The following is a 15,942-nucleotide window of genomic DNA, read 5'->3' as shown; positions in this document are numbered from 1 at the left end:
TGCGCCACGTCTCTCGGATTTCGCCCGCCACGACCAGCGAGAACCGTGCCGGGTGCGGCCCTACCGTGGGAGGTGGCCGTCGTCCGCGCCGATGCGCAGGGGGTGCCCGATGCGGGGGAACGATGCGAGCAGGGGAACGGCGGCGCTGCTGGGAACGGTGGCGCTGGTCGCGGGGCTGTGCGGCGGGGCGTCCGCGGCCGGCGCGGCACCGGCCGCGCCACCACCGGCGCCCGCCGCGGCCGAGCAGCCGGCCCGGCACGTGCTGGTGACGATGGTCGACTACCGGCTGCAGCTGCCCGCGCACCTCCCGCCGGGGCGCTACACCTTCCGCGCGGTGAACCGGGGGATCGCGCCGCACGCGCTGGAGATCAAGGGTCCGGGGGTGGCGGACAAGCGCACGATCACGGTCCGGACGGGTGCCTCCGCCGATCTCACCGTCACGCTGACCCGCGGCACCTACGACTTCTGGTGCCCGGTCGGCAACCACCGCCAGGTCGGCATGCAGCGGTACGTCCACGTCGGCTGACCGGCTCGCCAGCCCACCAGCCCGCGGGACGGAACGCCCACCGACCGGGAATTCACGCGCGCCCCGTCGGTGCCCGGTGCCACGCTGCGCGCATGACCGACCACAAGGACGACCTGCACCAGTACCTGCGCGACGCCCGCGACGCGCTGCTGTGGAAGCTCGACGGGCTCTCCGACCAGGACGTGCGGCGGCCGCTGACGCCGACCGGCACGAACCTGCTGGGGCTGCTCAAGCACGTGGCGAGCGTGGCGGTGGGCTACTTCGGCGAGGTGTACGGCCGCCCGTTCCCCGAGCCGATGCCGTGGATCGAGGATGGCGGCGAGCGCAACGAGGACATGTACGCCACCGCCGACGAGTCCCGCGAGCAGATCATCGGCTTCTGGCACCGCGCCTGGGCGCACGCGGATGCGACCATCGCGGCGCTGCCGCTGGACGCCGCCGGCCGGGTGCCGTGGTGGCCGCCGGAGCGCGGCGAGATCACCCTGCACCGGCTGCTGTGCCACATGCTGGAGGAGACCGCCCGCCACACCGGTCACGCCGACGTGGTCCGCGAGCTCATCGACGGTGCGGTGGGCAGGCGCGCGAACGCAGGCAACCTGCCGCAGCAGGACGAGCGCTGGTGGGCGGACTACCGCGATCACCTGGAGGAGATCGCCCGCACCGCCCGCTAGCCGGCGTCGAACGTCGGCGGGCCTTGCGGCAGCACCTCGCCGGTCTCCAGCAGCGTCCTCAGGTTCGACAGCACCGCGGGCCACGTCTCGCCGGCCACCCGGTCCGCGAGCGCGGAGCGGGGTGACCGCGAGCCGCACGGCGCCGCGACCGGGTTCGACGTCGAACGCGACTGCGCTCGGCCCGAACCCGGCTTCGTCGACGCGCTCGACGCCCGGGCCCCGATGGCGCGATCGGCGGTCTCCTAAGCTGGCCGGATGCGGTTCGAGGGGTTCGGGGACGGGGCGGTCGAGTTCTACGAGGGCTTGGCGGCCGACAACTCCAAGGCCTACTGGAGCGACCACCTGGCCGTGTACCGGGAGCAGGTGCGCGCCCCGATGGAGGCGCTGCTGGCCGAGCTGGAACCCGAGTTCGCCGCCGAGGTCGATTCCGGCGGGGCGACCGGCAAGGGCAAGGTGTTCCGCCCGCACCGGGACGTGCGCTTCAGCAAGGACAAGTCGCCGTACAAGACCCACTGCGGCGCCGTCGTGGAGGCGGGGCGCGGCGGTGGCGCCTACTACGCGGAGATCAGCGCGGACGGGCTGCTCGTCGCGGGCGGCTGCTTCCACGCCGAACCCGACCAGCTGGCCCGCTACCGGGCGGCGGTGGACGAACCGCTGCACGGGAAGGCGCTGGAGGAGATCTTGGCCGCGCTGGGGAAGCGCTGGGAGCTCGGCGGCGACGTGCTCGCCACCCGCCCGCGCGGCGTGGCCGCCGACCACCCGCGGCTGGGGCTGCTGCGGCACCGCTCGCTGCACGTGGCGCGCCGCTGGGTGCCGGACGACGTGCTGCACGAGCGCGGCTGCCTCACCCGGGTCCGCACGGCGTGGCGGGAGCTGCGCGAGCTCAACCGGTGGTGCGCCGACCACGTGGGACCCAGCGACCGGCGGCGCTGACCAGCAGGCCGAGCAGCGCGCCGAGCACGTCCACCAGCGCGTCCAGCACGTCGCCGCTGCGCCCCAGCGGCAGCACCGCCTGCAGCACTTCAGACAGCCCCGCGTACGCCACGAGCCCGGCGGCCAGCGGCAGCAGCGGCAGGCGCGCGAGGCGACCGGACCACGCCAGCGCCGCGAACAACACCAGGTGCACGACCTTGTCGGTGCCGGCCGGCGCCGAGGGCACCCCGGACTCGGGGGTGAACAAGATGATCAGGCTGACTCCGATGATCACTCCGAAGAGCAGCTGACCGGGCCGTGGCCTGTAATGATTCAGCACCGCAAGATCCCGATCGGTTCGTTTCCAGGTGGCTGCGTATTCGACGCGCGCCCGGAGAGACTAGGCTGACCCAACGTGAGTCGACGAGCCAAGATCGTTTGTACCATGGGCCCCGCCACCGCCTCGCCGGAGAAGGTGGCCGAGCTCGTCAGCAGCGGAATGGACGTCGCCCGGTTGAACTTCAGCCACGGCAGCCACGGCGACCACCAGCAGGTGTACGACCTGGTGCGTACCGCCGCCAAGGAAAGTGGCCGTGCCGTCGGCATCCTCGCCGACCTGCAAGGACCTAAGATCCGCCTCGGCAAGTTCGCGGAAGGTCCGGTCGAGTGGAACACCGGCGACGTCGTGCGAATCACGATCGACGACGTGCAAGGCACCCATGATCGTGTTTCCACCACCTACAAGGGGTTGGCAGCCGACGCCAAGGTCGGTGACCGAGTCCTGGTCGACGACGGCAAGGTGGGTCTGACCGTCTCCGCCGTCGAGGGCAACGACGTCGTCTGCGACGTCGTCGAGGGCGGCCCCGTCTCCGACCACAAGGGACTGTCCATGCCGGGCATGGACGTGTCGGTGCCCGCGATGTCCGAGAAGGACGTCGCGGACCTCGAGTTCGCCCTCCAGCTCGGCGTGGACTTCATCGCGCTGTCCTTCGTGCGCAGCCCCGCCGACATCGACCTGGTGCACCAGGTGATGGACCGGGTGGGCCACCGGCTCCCGGTGATCGCGAAGCTGGAGAAGCCGGAGGCGGTGGACAACCTGGAGGCCATCGTGCTGGCCTTCGACGGTGTCATGGTCGCCCGCGGTGACCTCGGCGTGGAACTCCCCCTCGAGCACGTCCCGTTGGTCCAGAAGAAGGCGATCCGGATCGCCCGGGAGAACGCGAAGCCGGTCATCGTGGCCACCCAGATGCTGGACTCGATGATCCACAACTCGCGTCCGACCCGCGCCGAGACCTCCGACGTCGCCAACGCCGTCCTGGACGGCACCGACGCGGTGATGCTCTCCGGCGAGACCAGCGTCGGCGACTACCCGATCGAGACGGTGCAGACGATGTCCCGCATCGTCGAAGCCGTCGAGGACGGATCGCCCACGCCGCCGCCGCTGAGCCACGTGCCGCGCACCAAGCGGGGCGTCATCTCCTACGCGGCCCGCGACATCGGGGAGCGGCTCAGCGCGAAGGCGCTGGTCGCGTTCAGCCAGTCCGGCGACACCGTGCGGCGGCTCGCCCGGCTGCACACCCGGTTGCCGCTGCTGGCGTTCACCCCCGAGGAATCGGTGCGCAGTCAGCTCGCTCTCACTTGGGGGACGGAAACGTTCCTCGTGCCTAAAGTGGACACGACCGACCAAATGGTCCGGCAGGTGGACCAGGCGATGCTGTCGCTCGGCCGATCGCAGCGCGGTGACATGGTGGTCGTGGTCGCCGGTTCCCCGCCGGGCACCGTGGGTTCGACGAACCTGATCCGGGTGCACCGCCTCGGCGAGGAAGACCACGTCTGATCCGCGCCGCGCGCGGAGGTGGGGTCGGTCGACGTTGACCGGCAGGGCGGGAACCACCGGAGTTCCCGCCCGGTGAACCACCCGACATCGCCCGAGGAGCAGAAGTGACCGAAGCGGCACGAGCCGCGGCCGCCGACCCGGCGGGCCTGCACATCGACAGCTCGGTCCCGCTGGACGTGAACGGGGTGCCGCACGGGCAACCCGTGCTGGACCGGCTGATCGCCCTGCTCGACCTGGAGCGGATCGAGGAGAACATCTTCCGCGGGGTCAGCCCCGCGGAGTCGCCGGTGCGGGTCTTCGGCGGCCAGGTCGCCGGGCAGGCGCTGGTCGCCGCCGGGCGCACCGTGCCGGAGGACCGCCCGGTGCACTCGCTGCACGCCTACTTCATCCGGCCCGGCGACCCGAGCGTGCCGATCGTCTACGAGGTGGACCGCACCCGCGACGGCCGGTCGTTCACCACCCGCCGCGTCGTGGCCGTGCAGCACGGCAAGCCGATCTTCTCGCTGTCGGCCTCGTTCCAGCTGGTCGAGGACGGCATCGACCACGCCGAGCAGATGCCCGACGTGCCCGACCCCGAAACGCTGCCCACCTACGGGGAGCAGGTCGGCGGGCTGCTCGGCGAGATGGGCGGCACGCCGTACCAGCCGCGGCCCATCGACGTCCGCTACGTCACCGACCCGCCGTGGGTCCGCAAGGAGAACGGCGAGCGGGAGGCGCGCAGCCAGGTCTGGATGAAGGCCGACGGCGTGCTGCCGGACGACAAGCTGCTGCACGTGTGCATGGCGGCGTTCGCGTCCGACCTGACCTTGTTGGATTCGGTGCTGGTGCGCCACGGCGTGTACTGGATGCTGGACAAGGTGTCCGGGGCGAGCCTGGACCACGCCATGTGGTTCCACCGGCCGTTCCGCGCCGACGAGTGGCTGCTCTACGACTGCGCCTCGCCCAGCGCCTCCGGCGCCCGCGGGCTGGCCACCGGCCGCTTCTTCTCCCGCGACGGGCGCCTGGTCGCCACCGTCGTGCAGGAAGGACTCCTCCGAGTCCTGGACTGAGCCCGGATCGACGACGAGAACGGGACCTCCCGAACGATCGGGAGGTCCCGTTCTTCTCGTCGCGCCGGGGAATTCACCCCATCACCTCGCGACTCCCGCTCGGTCGGCCCGTGTCCGGTCGAGGACGCCGCCGCGGAGGCTCGGTGAGCGGCGTGAGGCGGGTGTGGTCGGGGCGGCGGTGCAGACGAGGGCGCCCGGCGCCGTCGCGGATGTTCCACCACGTCGTGGTCCGGTGCGGTGGAGACCGGGGCCGGGGCGTGGAGCACGAACCGCGGGTCGTGGCGGTGCCGGCCCGGCGGCGACCCGAACTGCCCCCGGTGCCGCGCGGGCACCGGTGCGCACCGGTGTGACGGGCGCGGCCCGGCCCCGGTCGGTCTGCGACCGGAGCCGGACCGCTCTCGGAGCGGGTTCCCGGCGCGAGGTGACCCGCCCGGCCCGAGTTCAGGCGGCGATCGCGTCCGCGATCGCGGTGGTTCCGCTGGTGAGGTCGAAACCCCGGCACCGGCTGGACGGTTCGTCGAGCACGGCGGCGGTGACGGCGGCGACGTCCGCCCGCGGGATGGTGCGCGGGATGCCCGGCGCGATCGTGAGCCGATCCGCGATCCGCACCAGCCCGGCGCCGGGGTCGTCGGTGAGACCGCCGGGGCGCACGATCGTCCAGGCCAGCGCGGACTCGGCCAGTGCCAGGTCGGAGGCCTGCTTGGCGCGCAGCACCCGGTGCAGGAACTCGGGTCCTTCGTCCGGCCGGTCCGCGAACAGCGAGGAGACCTGCACGAACCGGTCCGCACCCGCCTTCTCAGCGGCCTTGACGGCGTTGATCGCACCGTCGCGGTCGACGGCTTCGGCGAGCCCGGGCTGCGGGTCGCTCGCGGCCGCCGCGTTGATCACGACGTCCGATCCGGCGAGCGCGGCGGCCAGCGCCCCCGTGTCGGACCGGAGGTCGGCGAGCACGGCCTCGGCGCCGCGCGCCCGCAACTCGTCGGCGGCTTCGGGGCGGCGCACCGCGCCGCGCACCGGCACTCCGCGCGCGAGCAGTTCCGCCACGATCAGCGAACCGGTCTTCCCGGTCGCGCCGAGCACGGTCACCAGCATCGTCATCGGCTCCTTCACGTCGGCCCGGTGGCCGTATCGAGGTGCGGGTCCAGCAGGGACAGGTCGAGTTCGGGCGGGAACGGCCCGTAGGCGTTGGCGCGGGCGGCGCGGTGGCGCACGGCGGGGATCCGCAGCACGGCGCGCAGGAGCCGGTTCGGCCGGAAGTCGCCGTCCCCGGCGAGGGCGGCGGCCACCCGCTGCTCGGTGCGCACCTGCTGGCGCTGCACCTGCTCGACGGCCGGTTCGCGACGCCGCTGCACCTCGGCCAGCGCTTCCTCTTCGGGAGTCCCGGTGCGCCGGAACGCGGGGACGAGCACGTCGGCGGCGGTGACGGCGTCCTGGACCGCCATCAGGATCCCGTTGCCGCCGACCGGGGAGATCACGTGCGCGGCGTCGCCGATGAGCAGCACCCCGGGCCGGTGCCAGCGCTGCGCGCGGGAGATCTCCACCGACAGCAGGGTGATCTGGTCGAACCCGGTGAGCTTGCCGACCCGGTCGGCGAGCCACGGCACCCGCGCGGTGAGGAAGTCCCGGATGGGACCGACCCCGGCCCGCTTCGCCTCCGGGTAGCCGCCCTTCGGGATCGTGTAGCCGACCTGCCAGCCGTGGTCCTGGCCGAGGGTGGACACGTAGTGCCCCGGCCCGAAGTAGAGCTCGGCGTCGGCGGCGGGCGGGTCCTGGTGGTGCCGGGGCAGCCGGAACCACAGGATGTCCGAGCCCGAGCCGAGCGGTCGGGTGGGCAGGTCGGCGAGCCGCCGCAGCCGGGAGTACCTGCCGTCGGCGCCCACCACCAGGTCGGCGTCCAGCCGGTGCTCCCCGTCGTCGTCGCGGTAGCGGACGCCGGTGACCCGGCCGGATTCCGCCACGAGCCCGGTGACCTTGGAACCGAGCAGCAGCCGGAAGCCCGGCAGTTCCGCGGCCCGCTCGGCGAGGAAGTCGAGGAACCGCGCCTGCGGCATCAGCGCCACGTAGGGGTAGGGACCGCGCAGCCCGCGGTACTCGGCGGTGGTGACGACCCCCGAGCTGGTGTGGAAGCGGAACGTGGTGGCGCGGTTGTGCTCCAGTCGCAGCAGGTCGTCGGCGAGCCCCAGCTGCCGCATGAGCTCCAGCGTGTACGGGTGCAGCGAGTCGCCGCGGAAGTCGCGCTGGAAGTCCCGCTGCGACTCCAGCAGCGTCACGCGCACGCCGGCTCGGGCCAGCAGGTAGGCGAGCAGCACGCCTCCCGGCCCGCCGCCTGCGATCGCGCAGTGCGGCCGCGTCTCGTGCGGCATGGGATTCACCTTCGTCTCACCGTCCGCCCGGTCCTGGGAGCGGGACCGGGGTTCCCGGAACGTCTCACTTCAAACTAATGACGGTCGTCGACTGTGTCAATCGTTGAGATAATAGACCATTGGTATGATCCGATTACGGCGCGTTTCGGGGGGAGGCGAGCGGTGGAACCACCGATCGAGAGCCAGGTGCTGGAGCTGCTGCACCAGCAGGGGGTCGAAGGGGAGCGGATCTCGCAGGCCTTCGCGGCCAGGCACGGCATGCACCCCACGGACGTGCGCGCCCTGATCCTGATCATCGACGCGGAGCAGCGCGGCACCCCCGCCACGCCGCGCGCGCTGCGCCAGGACCTGGTGCTCACCTCCGGGGCGGTCACCGCCATCGTCGACCGGCTCGAAGCGCGGCGGCACGTGCGGCGCAGCCGCGAAGGCAGCGATCGCAGGCAGGTCCAGCTGCACCCGACCGAGTCGGCTCGCGCGATCGCCGGGGAATACTTCGGCGCGCTGGCCGGCCGCGGCCGCGAGGTGCTGTCCGAGTTCGACGCCGCGGAGCTCGCCGTGGTGCACCGGTTCCTGCACCGGATGCAGCAGGCGATGCGGGACTTCGCCGCCGGATCCGCCACCGAGCCCGCCCCCGAGGAGCCCGCCGGTTCCGCCTGATGGTCGTTGACCCCGCCCGGCCGGTCGCCTAGGTTTCGCCTGGTGCGGGCGGGTGCGTCCTCGTCCGGACCATCCCTTCCCGCCGCTAGGGGGCGCGATGCGTCGCTGGGTCCCGGTCCTCGTGCTGATCCTCTTCGGCGTGCTCGCCGGCCCGCTCGCCGTCTCCTCGCCGAGCGCGGCGCCCACCGGGTCCGACGCGCTGCGGGCGGACCTCGACCGGATCCTCGCCGACCCGCGGCTGGCCGGATCGCACGCCGGGGTCGTGGTGCGGGACCCGGACACCGACGAAGTGCTCTACAGCAGGCAGCCCGCCGCGCGCGCCACCCCCGCGTCCACCGCGAAGCTGTTCACCGCAGCGGCCGCGCTCGACGAGCTGGGGCCCGGCCACCGGTTCCGCACCGAGGTGCGCACCGCCGCGCCGCAGGCCGGGTCGCTGCTGCTCGGCGACCTGCACCTGCGCGGCACCGGGGACCCCACGATGCTGGCCACCGACTACGACCGGCTGGCCGCGCAGGTCGCGGACAGCGGGGTGCGGGTCGTGCGGGGTGCGGTGCGGGCCGACGCGACCTGGTTCGACGACGTGCCGCTGGGCACCGGCTGGGCCTGGGACGACGAGCCCTACTACTACTCGGCGCCGGTGTCCGCGCTGACCGTCGCGCCCACCGAGGACTACGACGCGGGCACCGTGCTGCTGCGGGTGTCCCCGGCCGCGCCCGGCCGGCCGGTGCGCGTCGAGGCGCGGCCCGCGACCGGTGCGATCCGGCTGGACGTGCGGGCCACCACCGGCGAGCCCGGCTCCGAACCGGCGCTGTCGGTCACCCGCGAGCACGGCGGGGACCGGGTCGTGGTGTCGGGCTCGCTGCCCGCGGACGCCGAGCCGGTCGAGGAGTACACCAGCGTGCGCGACCCAGCCGCGTACGCCGTCGACGTGTTCACCCGGGCGCTGCGCGCGCACGGCGTGCGGGTCGACCGCACCGGTGCCGGTGCGACCCCGGACGGAGCGCGGCTGCTCGCCGAACGCGAGTCGATGCCGCTGCGCGAGCTGCTGGTGCCGTTCCTGAAGCTGAGCAACAACGGGCACGCCGAAGTGCTGGTGAAGGAGATGGGCAGGCACGCCCGCGGCACCGGCTCGTGGCCCGCGGGGCTCGACGTGCTCACCGGGCGGCTCGCCGAGCTCGGCGTCGACCCGGCGCGGCTGCGGCTGGTGGACGGGTCGGGGCTCTCCGCGGTCGACGGCATCCCGCCCGACCAGCAGGCGCTGCTGCTGGACCAGGTCCGGAGCAGGCCGTGGTTCGCGGACTTCAAGGCGGCGCTGCCGCTCGCGGGTGCTCCGGACCGCATGGTCGGCGGCACGTTGCGCAACCGGATGGCCGGCACTCCCGCCGAGCGGAACGTGGCCGCGAAGACCGGTTCGCTGTCCGGGGTGAGCTCGCTGGCCGGGTACGTGACGGCGGCCGACGGGCGCGAACTGGTGTTCTCCGTGCTGTTCAACGATTTCCTCGGCGGCGCGCCGACCGATCTCGAAGACGCGATCGCGGTCCGGTTGGCGCAGTACCCGGGTACCGCGCAGCGGGCCCCCGCCGTGGCCAGGAAGGACACCGGCGGAACGGGTGCGGAATCGGGCGCGGAGTGTTCTTGGACGAAGTCCTGCTGAGCCTGATCGCCATTGCCGGATTTGTGCGGAAGAGCGCGGAAAGGTCGTCCCTTCGCGTTGTCACCGGAACCGGGGGTTATCCCGATTCGGTCTCGGGAACGGCTCAGGGGGCGACCCGGGTCACGCCGGGGTTGCCGTAGGGTCGAGGAAGCTAACGTGGCATCCGTTGGTCGACCATCCCGCCCGAACCGGTGAACTGGGGAGTTCCACGTGTCCTTCGTCAGCGAATTCCTGGCCATGGTCGCCGGGCTGCCGCGCCCGCTGCTGATCCTGGTCACGGGTGCTCTGGTGCTCGGCGAGTGCACGATCGGACTGGGCTTCCTGGTGCCGGGGGAGAGCGGTCTGCTGGTCGCTTCGGCCGCGGTGACCGATATCGGATTCTTCTTCGGCCTGTCACTGACCGTGGCGGCGTGCGCGGTGGTCGGTGACAACATCGGCTATTTCCTGGGGCGTCGATACGGTGCGCGGGTCCGGGAAACCCGAATGGTCGCGAAGCTGGGCGTCCGGCATTGGGACCGGGCGTGCCGGATGTTGCGGAAGTACGGCATCGGTGCGGTGTTCGTCGCGCGTTTCCTGCCGGTCGTGCGCACGTTGGTGCCGGTCTCGGCGGGAACCAGCGGACTGGGGTATTGGCGTTTCCTGGCCACGTCGGTCGTGGGGGCCACGACGTGGTCGATGCTGCACGTGGGCATCGGCTGGGCGGCCGGGACCTCGGCGAAGTACATCGAGCACGTGCTGGGCCGCGCGAGCGGCATCGTGCTGGGGGCGCTGGTGCTGATCGGCATCGGCGTGTGGCTGTGGCGCCGCCGGTCCAAGAAGCTGAAGGCCGCCTCCGCGCAGCCCACCGACGTCGCCGAAGAACCCGTCGACGCCGAACGCGCCGCCTGACCCGCGCCGCCTGACCCGCTCCGCCCGGCCGAGCGGCGGTCAGCGGCGGGCGTCGAGCCGGTACCGGCCGGGGGCCCGGCCGCGGGCCCGGCTGAAAGCCCGGCTGAACGCGTGCACCGAGGTGTAGCCGACCGATCGCGCGATCGCCTCCAGGGTGTCGTCGCCGTCGCGCAGCCGCGCCGCCGCCAGGTCCATCCGCCACCGCGTGAGGTAACCGCCGGGCGGCTCGCCCGCGGCGTGCAGGAACCTCCTGGTCAGCGTGGCGCGGGACACCGCGACGCGGGAGGCGAGCAGGTCGGTGGTCCAGGGCCGCGCGGGGTCCTCGTGCAGCGCGGTGATGGCGTCCCGCACCACGGGGTCGCAGAGCAGGCCGAGCCAGCTGCCCGCCGCTTCCGCCGGGGACGCCGCGATCCAGTCCCGCAGCAGCTGGATGAGCAGGACGTCGATGAGCCGGTCGAGCAGCACGCTGGAGGCGAGCCCCGGCCGTTCGAGTTCGCGGCCGAGCAGCCGCAGCGCGTCGTCGAGCCCGCCGCCGCGTTCGGCGTGCACGTGGACGGCGCCGGGCAGCGCGGAGAGCACCTGGGTGGAGGCGGCGGTGTCGGAGCTGAAGGTCGCGCACAGCAGGTGGGTCTGCGGGGCGCCTCGCCCGATGCGCAGCGCGGTCCCGGTTTCCTGGGCGTGCTGGGCGTCGGCGCAGTCGTGGGAGTCGATCGCGGCGTCGGGTGCGCTGAGCAGGGTGTGGGCGGTGCTGTCGGCGAGCAGCAGCACGTCGCCGGGGACGAGCTGCCGCGGTTCCTCGCCGGGCACGCCGATCCAGGCGGTGCCCGCGGTGACGGTGTACAGGGCGGGTCCGCCGGGGCCCGCCCAGGACACGCCCCAGTCCTGCCCGGCGCTGATCCGGGCGCCCAGGCTGCCGCGGACTCCGGTGCGGGCGAGCACGTCGGCGAGGAGGTCCATCCGGCCCAGATTACTCGGCGGCGGGAGCGGCGGTGCAACGATCGGACAAGTCCGTGCGCTCGTCGGGCATCGCTCGGATCACCTGCTGCGCCATACGCTCGTCGCAGGGCCGCCCGTCGGGGGCGGCGGAGCGGGAGGAGCGCGCGATGACGCGGTCGAGCGACGAAGCCGATCTGGACCGGCGGATGGCCGGCTCGTACGGCGAGCAGACCGAGCAGGACCGGCAGGCCCTCGCCGAGTTCGGCAGCGCGGCCGAGATGAACCGCCGGGTCATCGCCGAGTTCCGCGAGCGCGGCGGCGCGGTCGGCGGCATGTTCGAAGGCCTCCCGCTGGTCCTGGTGCACCACGTGGGCGCCAAGTCCGGTACGCCCCGGGTGTCGCCGTTGGTGCCGCTGATCGAGGGCGATCGGATCTTCGTCTTCGCCAGCAAGGGCGGCACCCCGGAACACCCGGCCTGGTACCACAACCTGGTGGCGAACCCGCGGACCGAGGTCGAGCTGGGCGCCGAGGTGTTCGACGTCGAGGCGGTGGTGCTGACCGGCGCGGAGCGCGACGAGGTGTACGCGCGGCAGGTCGCGGTGGCTCCCCAGTTCGGCGCGTACGAGCGCCGCACCGACCGGGTCATCCCGGTGGTGGAGTTGCGGCGCGTCTAGTTCAGCGCCGCTCGGCCGCCTCGGGTCGCCCGGTGCCGGCGAAGGCGGGTCCGGCCAGGAACCACACCGCGGTGATGATGCCGAGCAGCGGGGGCACGCTCCAGTACGGGTGGTGCGCGAGCTCGTCGAGGGACCGCGGGAGGGCGACCCCGCCGACGGCGGCGAGCGCCAGCAGCACGACGCCCGCGATCACGTCCGCGAGCAGCACCCGCAGCCATTCCCGCCACAGCGCGACCACCTCGGCCCGCGAGCCCTTCGCCGGTGTCGCCGGGCGCGGGCCACCGGCGAACCGGTGGTGGAACCAGGCGTCGGCCCAGGCGATCGTGGCGCGGCCGAAGGCGACGGTGAAGCCGAGGTAGACGGCGGCGAACGCGTGCGCGCGGGAGGGTTCGGCGCCGCCGGCGAGGTCGGCGGCGACCAGCACGACGAGCGCGAGGTCGACGAGCGGCACTGCGCGCAACAGCAAGGTGCCCAGCCGGTCCCGCCGGGCCGGGTAGCGGGCGGCGAGGCCGGCGGCGAGCACCACCCAGAACGCGATCTCGGCGGCGAAGATGGCGGTGACCACGGGGTTCTCCTCCGGTCAGCGGGGTGTCGTGCCGAACAGCCGCTCCTCCAGCAGCGCGGCGGCCTGCTCGCGGTCGAGGAGGCCGGGCGCGGTGAGCAGCTGGAAGGTGAGCCCGTCCACGAGCGCGCCCAGCCCGGCGGCGGTCCGCTCGGGGTCGGTCCCGGCGGGCAGCTGCCCGAGCTCGACGAGTCCGCGCACCACGTGCAGCAGGAACCCCCGCACTTCGCGCGCCTGGTCGCCGATGATCTCGGCGAGCGCGGGGTCGTGCCGGGATCGGTGCACGAACTCCAGCCAGATGCCGAGTTCGCGGGTGGTGTCGTCGCGCAGCGGCAGCAGCTCGCCGAGCATCGCCAGCACCCGGCGGCGCACGTCGGGTTCGGCTTCGGCCCGGCGCACGCGTTCGCCGACCCGCTCGGACAGCGAGCGGAGCGCGAAGGCGTGCAGTTCGGCCTGGGTGCCGAAGAAGTGGCGCACGGAGCCGGTGGCGAGCCCGGCTTCGGCCGCGACCTTGCGGACGGAGGCCTCGGCGAGCCCGCCGCGTTCGAGGGTCCGCCACGTGGCGGCGACGATGTCCCGCCGCCGCGCCTCCTGATCAATCCGTCGCACCACCAACCCAAACTAACACACCTGTGCTAGTAAGAGGGTGCAGGTGAGCGGCCTGTTCGAGCCGCGAGTTCGGACGGTCGGGGTCAGTTGCGGGTGGTGACCTGGCCGCCGCTGAGCTGGTGCACCGCACGGCTCACCTCGCGCGGCCGCAACCCGGTGCCGGTGAGGGTGAGCGCCAGCCGATCCGTGCCGCCGCACTCGCTGAGCGGGCCGCCCCAGCCGTCCACGTCGATCACCACGTACGGGGACCGGGCGCGGTGGGTGCGCAACCGCACCTGCCGCACCGCCGACCACGGCGCCGAGTACGTCCCGGCGGCGGAGGCGTAGGTGACGCCGGCGTCGGTCAACGCCACCTGCAGGTGGAACATGTCCCGGTTGATCCGCCGCCAGCGCAGCTGCGCCCGCGCCACGTAGCAGCTGCACGCGACCGCCACGACCGGCACCGCCACCAGCCAGCGCGACGGGCCCGGCGTCCACGTCCACCACAGCACCGCGGCCCCGGAGCACATGACGGCGTTGGCGATCTGGGTGAGCACCACGAGCAGGCCGTCCCGCTGGATGCTGCGTTCTTGCTGCGCGCTCCGGCTGATCACCAGCACGCGGGAGGCCGGGTGCATGGCGACGATCTTCCCCCGGGCGGCCCACCCGGTGAACCCGGCGGAAGCACCAATTTCACCCGGTGGAACGGCGACGGCGGAGGTGCCCCGCGTCGAGGGGGCGCCTCCGCCGTCGAGGAGCGGGCCGGCTCAGGTGCGGGCGGCGGTCTCCCGATCGCCGGTGCCGCTGGCGCGCCGCCGGGACACGGCGTAGCCGATGGCGAGCGCGATGACCAGCGGCGGCGTGATGTACAGCGCGATCCGGGTCTCCGAGTCGAACGCCAGCAGCACCACGACCATCGCCAGGAACGCCAGCACCACGTAGTTCGAGTACGGCGCCAGCGGCATCCGGAACGTGGTCGCCTCGATCTCGCCGCGCGCGATCCGGCGGCGGAACCCGAGGTGCGCGATCACGATCATGCCCCAGGTGAACAGGGCGCCGACGGTGCTCGCGCTGGTGATGTAGGTGAACGCCTGCTCCGGCGCCACGTAGTTGAGCACCACGCCGATGAGCATCGACCCGAAGGTGACCGCGATGGCCCGCGACGGCACCGCCCGCGAGGACAGCTTGCCGACGGCGCGCGGCGCGTGCCCGTCCTCGGACAGGGTGCGCAGCATGCGGCCGGTGGAGAAGATGCCGCTGTTGCAGGAGGACAGCGCCGCGGTGGTCACCACGAAGTTGATGACCCCGGCGGCCGCCGGGATGCCGATCAGCGTGAAGGCCTGCACGAACGGGCTGGTGTCCGCGTTGAACCTGGTCCACGGCACGAGCGCGGTCAGCGCGGCCAGCGCGCCCACGTAGAAGATCAGGATCCGCAGCATCACCGCGTTGATGGCCTTCGGCAGCACCGTCTTCGGGTTGGCGCTCTCGCTGGCGGTCTGGCCGACCATCTCGACGCCGATGAACGCGAACATGACGATCTGGAAGGCCAGCAGCGCCGAGACCGGGCTGGTGGGGAAGAAGCCGCCGTGCGACCAGATGTTGCTCACCGCGGCGGTGTCGCCCGCGTCGCTGAAGCCGAACACCAGGATGAGCGCGACCAGCACGATCATGCCGACGATGGCCACGACCTTGATCAGCGCGAACCAGAACTCGAACTCGCCGAACAGCTTCACCGCGATCAGGTTGACGCCGCTGAGCACGATGAGCGCGCCGAGGGCGGGGATCCACTGCGGCAGCTCCGGGAACCAGAACTGGAAGTACTTGCCCACGGCGGTGATCTCGGCCATGCCGGTCACGATCCACACCAGCCAGTAGCCCCAGCCGGTGGCGAACTTGGCCCAAGGGCCGATGAACTCGCCCGCGTACTCGGCGAAGGAACCGCTGACCGGCCGGTACATCAGCAGTTCGCCGAGGGCCCGCATGACGAAGAAGATCATCACGCCGGCGATGGCGTAGATCAGCATCAGGCCGGGACCGACCTGGCTCAGCGCCTTGCCGGACCCGAGGAACAGGCCCACGCCGATCGCCCCGCCGATGGCGATCATGTTGATGTGCCGGTTGCTCAGGTCCTTGCGGTATTCCTCGGGGACGGGTTCGCTCATCGCCGTGCTCCTGCGGAGGGAAGAAGGATTCATTCTTGTGGACCGGTACTGTGCCACGTTCGGTCCTGCTCTTCCCGGCAGGGGCTGGAATCGTGATCGATTCTTCCAGCGGTGGCGATCTGCGAGCTTTGTCCGTTGATATTCGCCTGTGACCTGCCGTTACGGCGGAGATGAATCGTTTTTTGCTCCGACTGGTGGTACCGGGAACGGCGAACGCCGCATTTCCGGAGTAAATGCGGCGTTCGCGTCGGGCCGATCAATGCGGAGGACATCTCCGCGAAACGGTTCGCTTACAGATCGGCGTAGAGCGGGAACTTCTCGGCGAGTGCGCGGACGCGGCCGGCGAGCGCGGTCGTCGTCTCCTCGTCGATGGTGGGTTGGAGTGCTGTGGCGATGATGTCGGCGACTTCGGTGAATTCGGTGGTGGTGAAGCCGCGGGTGGCCAGGGCGGGGGTGCCGATGC

17 protein-coding genes and 1 pseudogene are annotated in these 15,942 nt (G+C 72.6%); 9 read left to right on the top strand and 9 right to left on the bottom strand.

Going from position 1 to position 15,942, the window contains the following annotated elements; translation table 11 throughout:
- Positions 1–109: 109 nt before the first annotated feature.
- The 3 genes from LCD35_RS24475 (at position 110) to LCD35_RS24465 (ending at position 2,130) form a co-directional block, all read left to right on the top strand.
- The gene (locus LCD35_RS24475) at positions 110–526 is read left to right on the top strand and encodes a hypothetical protein (protein WP_224961604.1); all 417 of its coding nucleotides are present in this window, start codon (positions 110–112) and stop codon (positions 524–526) included.
- Positions 527–618: 92 nt separating this feature from the next.
- On the top strand, positions 619–1,197 hold the full coding sequence (locus tag LCD35_RS24470) for a DinB family protein (protein ID WP_224961602.1): 579 nt from the start codon (positions 619–621) through the stop codon (positions 1,195–1,197).
- Positions 1,198–1,452: 255 nt separating this feature from the next.
- On the top strand, positions 1,453–2,130 hold the full coding sequence (locus tag LCD35_RS24465; RefSeq protein ID WP_224961600.1) for a DUF2461 domain-containing protein: 678 nt from the start codon (positions 1,453–1,455) through the stop codon (positions 2,128–2,130).
- Here the strand turns inward: LCD35_RS24465 and LCD35_RS24460 are convergent.
- Positions 2,081–2,404 (bottom strand): VanZ family protein, encoded by a 324-nt coding sequence (locus tag LCD35_RS24460; RefSeq protein WP_224961598.1) that lies wholly within the window; start codon positions 2,402–2,404, stop codon positions 2,081–2,083. The two genes, LCD35_RS24465 and LCD35_RS24460, sit on opposite strands and share 50 nt — an antisense overlap.
- A 120-nt stretch (positions 2,405–2,524) precedes the next feature.
- On the opposite strand from LCD35_RS24460, the gene pyk reads away from it, so the two are divergent.
- Positions 2,525–3,946: a pyruvate kinase gene (gene pyk, locus LCD35_RS24455; RefSeq protein ID WP_224961596.1), complete on the top strand. Its 1,422-nt coding sequence runs from the start codon at positions 2,525–2,527 to the stop codon at positions 3,944–3,946.
- A gap of 104 nt (positions 3,947–4,050) precedes the next feature.
- Positions 4,051–4,995 (top strand): acyl-CoA thioesterase II, encoded by a 945-nt coding sequence (gene tesB, locus LCD35_RS24450; protein ID WP_373690025.1) that lies wholly within the window; start codon positions 4,051–4,053, stop codon positions 4,993–4,995.
- Between the two features lie 441 nt (positions 4,996–5,436).
- On the opposite strand, the gene LCD35_RS24445 is transcribed toward tesB, so the two are convergent.
- Together LCD35_RS24445 and LCD35_RS24440 are read right to left on the bottom strand one after the other, a co-directional pair.
- A complete protein-coding gene (locus LCD35_RS24445; protein WP_224961594.1) occupies positions 5,437–6,093 on the bottom strand; it encodes an SDR family oxidoreductase in 657 nt (218 codons plus the stop codon).
- A gap of 8 nt (positions 6,094–6,101) precedes the next feature.
- Entirely contained in the window at positions 6,102–7,358 is a 1,257-nt protein-coding gene (locus tag LCD35_RS24440) for an FAD-dependent oxidoreductase (RefSeq protein WP_224961592.1), read from the bottom strand.
- Between the two features lie 162 nt (positions 7,359–7,520).
- Between LCD35_RS24440 and LCD35_RS24435 the strand changes: the two genes are divergently transcribed.
- From LCD35_RS24435 to LCD35_RS24425, 3 genes are all read left to right on the top strand, one after another.
- Positions 7,521–8,015, top strand: coding sequence for a MarR family winged helix-turn-helix transcriptional regulator (locus LCD35_RS24435; protein ID WP_224961590.1), 495 nt, complete (start codon positions 7,521–7,523; stop codon positions 8,013–8,015).
- Positions 8,016–8,112: 97 nt separating this feature from the next.
- Positions 8,113–9,669 carry a D-alanyl-D-alanine carboxypeptidase/D-alanyl-D-alanine-endopeptidase gene (gene dacB / locus LCD35_RS24430; RefSeq protein WP_225044971.1) on the top strand — a complete coding sequence of 519 codons (1,557 nt, stop codon included), beginning with the start codon at positions 8,113–8,115 and terminating at the stop codon, positions 9,667–9,669.
- Positions 9,670–9,879: 210 nt separating this feature from the next.
- Positions 9,880–10,557: a DedA family protein gene (locus tag LCD35_RS24425; protein ID WP_224961586.1), complete on the top strand. Its 678-nt coding sequence runs from the start codon at positions 9,880–9,882 to the stop codon at positions 10,555–10,557.
- Positions 10,558–10,596: 39 nt separating this feature from the next.
- Here the strand turns inward: LCD35_RS24425 and LCD35_RS24420 are convergent, their stop codons facing one another.
- A complete protein-coding gene (locus LCD35_RS24420; RefSeq protein ID WP_224961584.1) occupies positions 10,597–11,514 on the bottom strand; it encodes an AraC family transcriptional regulator in 918 nt (305 codons plus the stop codon).
- Between the two features lie 146 nt (positions 11,515–11,660).
- Here LCD35_RS24420 and LCD35_RS24415 point away from each other — a divergent pair, with 146 nt between their 5' ends.
- Positions 11,661–12,167 (top strand): nitroreductase family deazaflavin-dependent oxidoreductase, encoded by a 507-nt coding sequence (locus tag LCD35_RS24415; protein WP_308011327.1) that lies wholly within the window; start codon positions 11,661–11,663, stop codon positions 12,165–12,167.
- Between the two features lies 1 nt (position 12,168).
- On the opposite strand, the gene LCD35_RS24410 is transcribed toward LCD35_RS24415, so the two are convergent.
- From LCD35_RS24410 to LCD35_RS24390, 5 genes and pseudogenes are all read right to left on the bottom strand, one after another.
- Positions 12,169–12,732, bottom strand: coding sequence for a hypothetical protein (locus LCD35_RS24410; RefSeq protein WP_225044970.1), 564 nt, complete (start codon positions 12,730–12,732; stop codon positions 12,169–12,171).
- A 15-nt stretch (positions 12,733–12,747) separates the two neighbouring features.
- A complete protein-coding gene (locus LCD35_RS24405; RefSeq protein WP_224961579.1) occupies positions 12,748–13,341 on the bottom strand; it encodes a TetR/AcrR family transcriptional regulator in 594 nt (197 codons plus the stop codon).
- Positions 13,342–13,421: 80 nt separating this feature from the next.
- The gene (locus LCD35_RS24400) at positions 13,422–13,955 is read right to left on the bottom strand and encodes a PH domain-containing protein (protein WP_224961577.1); all 534 of its coding nucleotides are present in this window, start codon (positions 13,953–13,955) and stop codon (positions 13,422–13,424) included.
- A 129-nt stretch (positions 13,956–14,084) separates the two neighbouring features.
- Complete coding sequence (locus LCD35_RS24395) at positions 14,085–15,479, bottom strand: amino acid permease (RefSeq protein ID WP_224961575.1); 1,395 nt, start codon at positions 15,477–15,479, stop codon at positions 14,085–14,087.
- A gap of 290 nt (positions 15,480–15,769) precedes the next feature.
- Positions 15,770–15,942, bottom strand: a pseudogene (locus tag LCD35_RS24390) (serine hydroxymethyltransferase); the annotation flags it as partial.

It is taken from the genome of Saccharopolyspora sp. 6V (assembly GCF_020176785.1).
Taxonomy (GTDB): Bacteria; Actinomycetota; Actinomycetes; order Mycobacteriales; family Pseudonocardiaceae; genus Saccharopolyspora_C; species Saccharopolyspora_C gregorii.
Note: the sequence above shows the minus strand (reverse complement) of the source record. Positions and strands in the feature narration are given on the sequence as shown.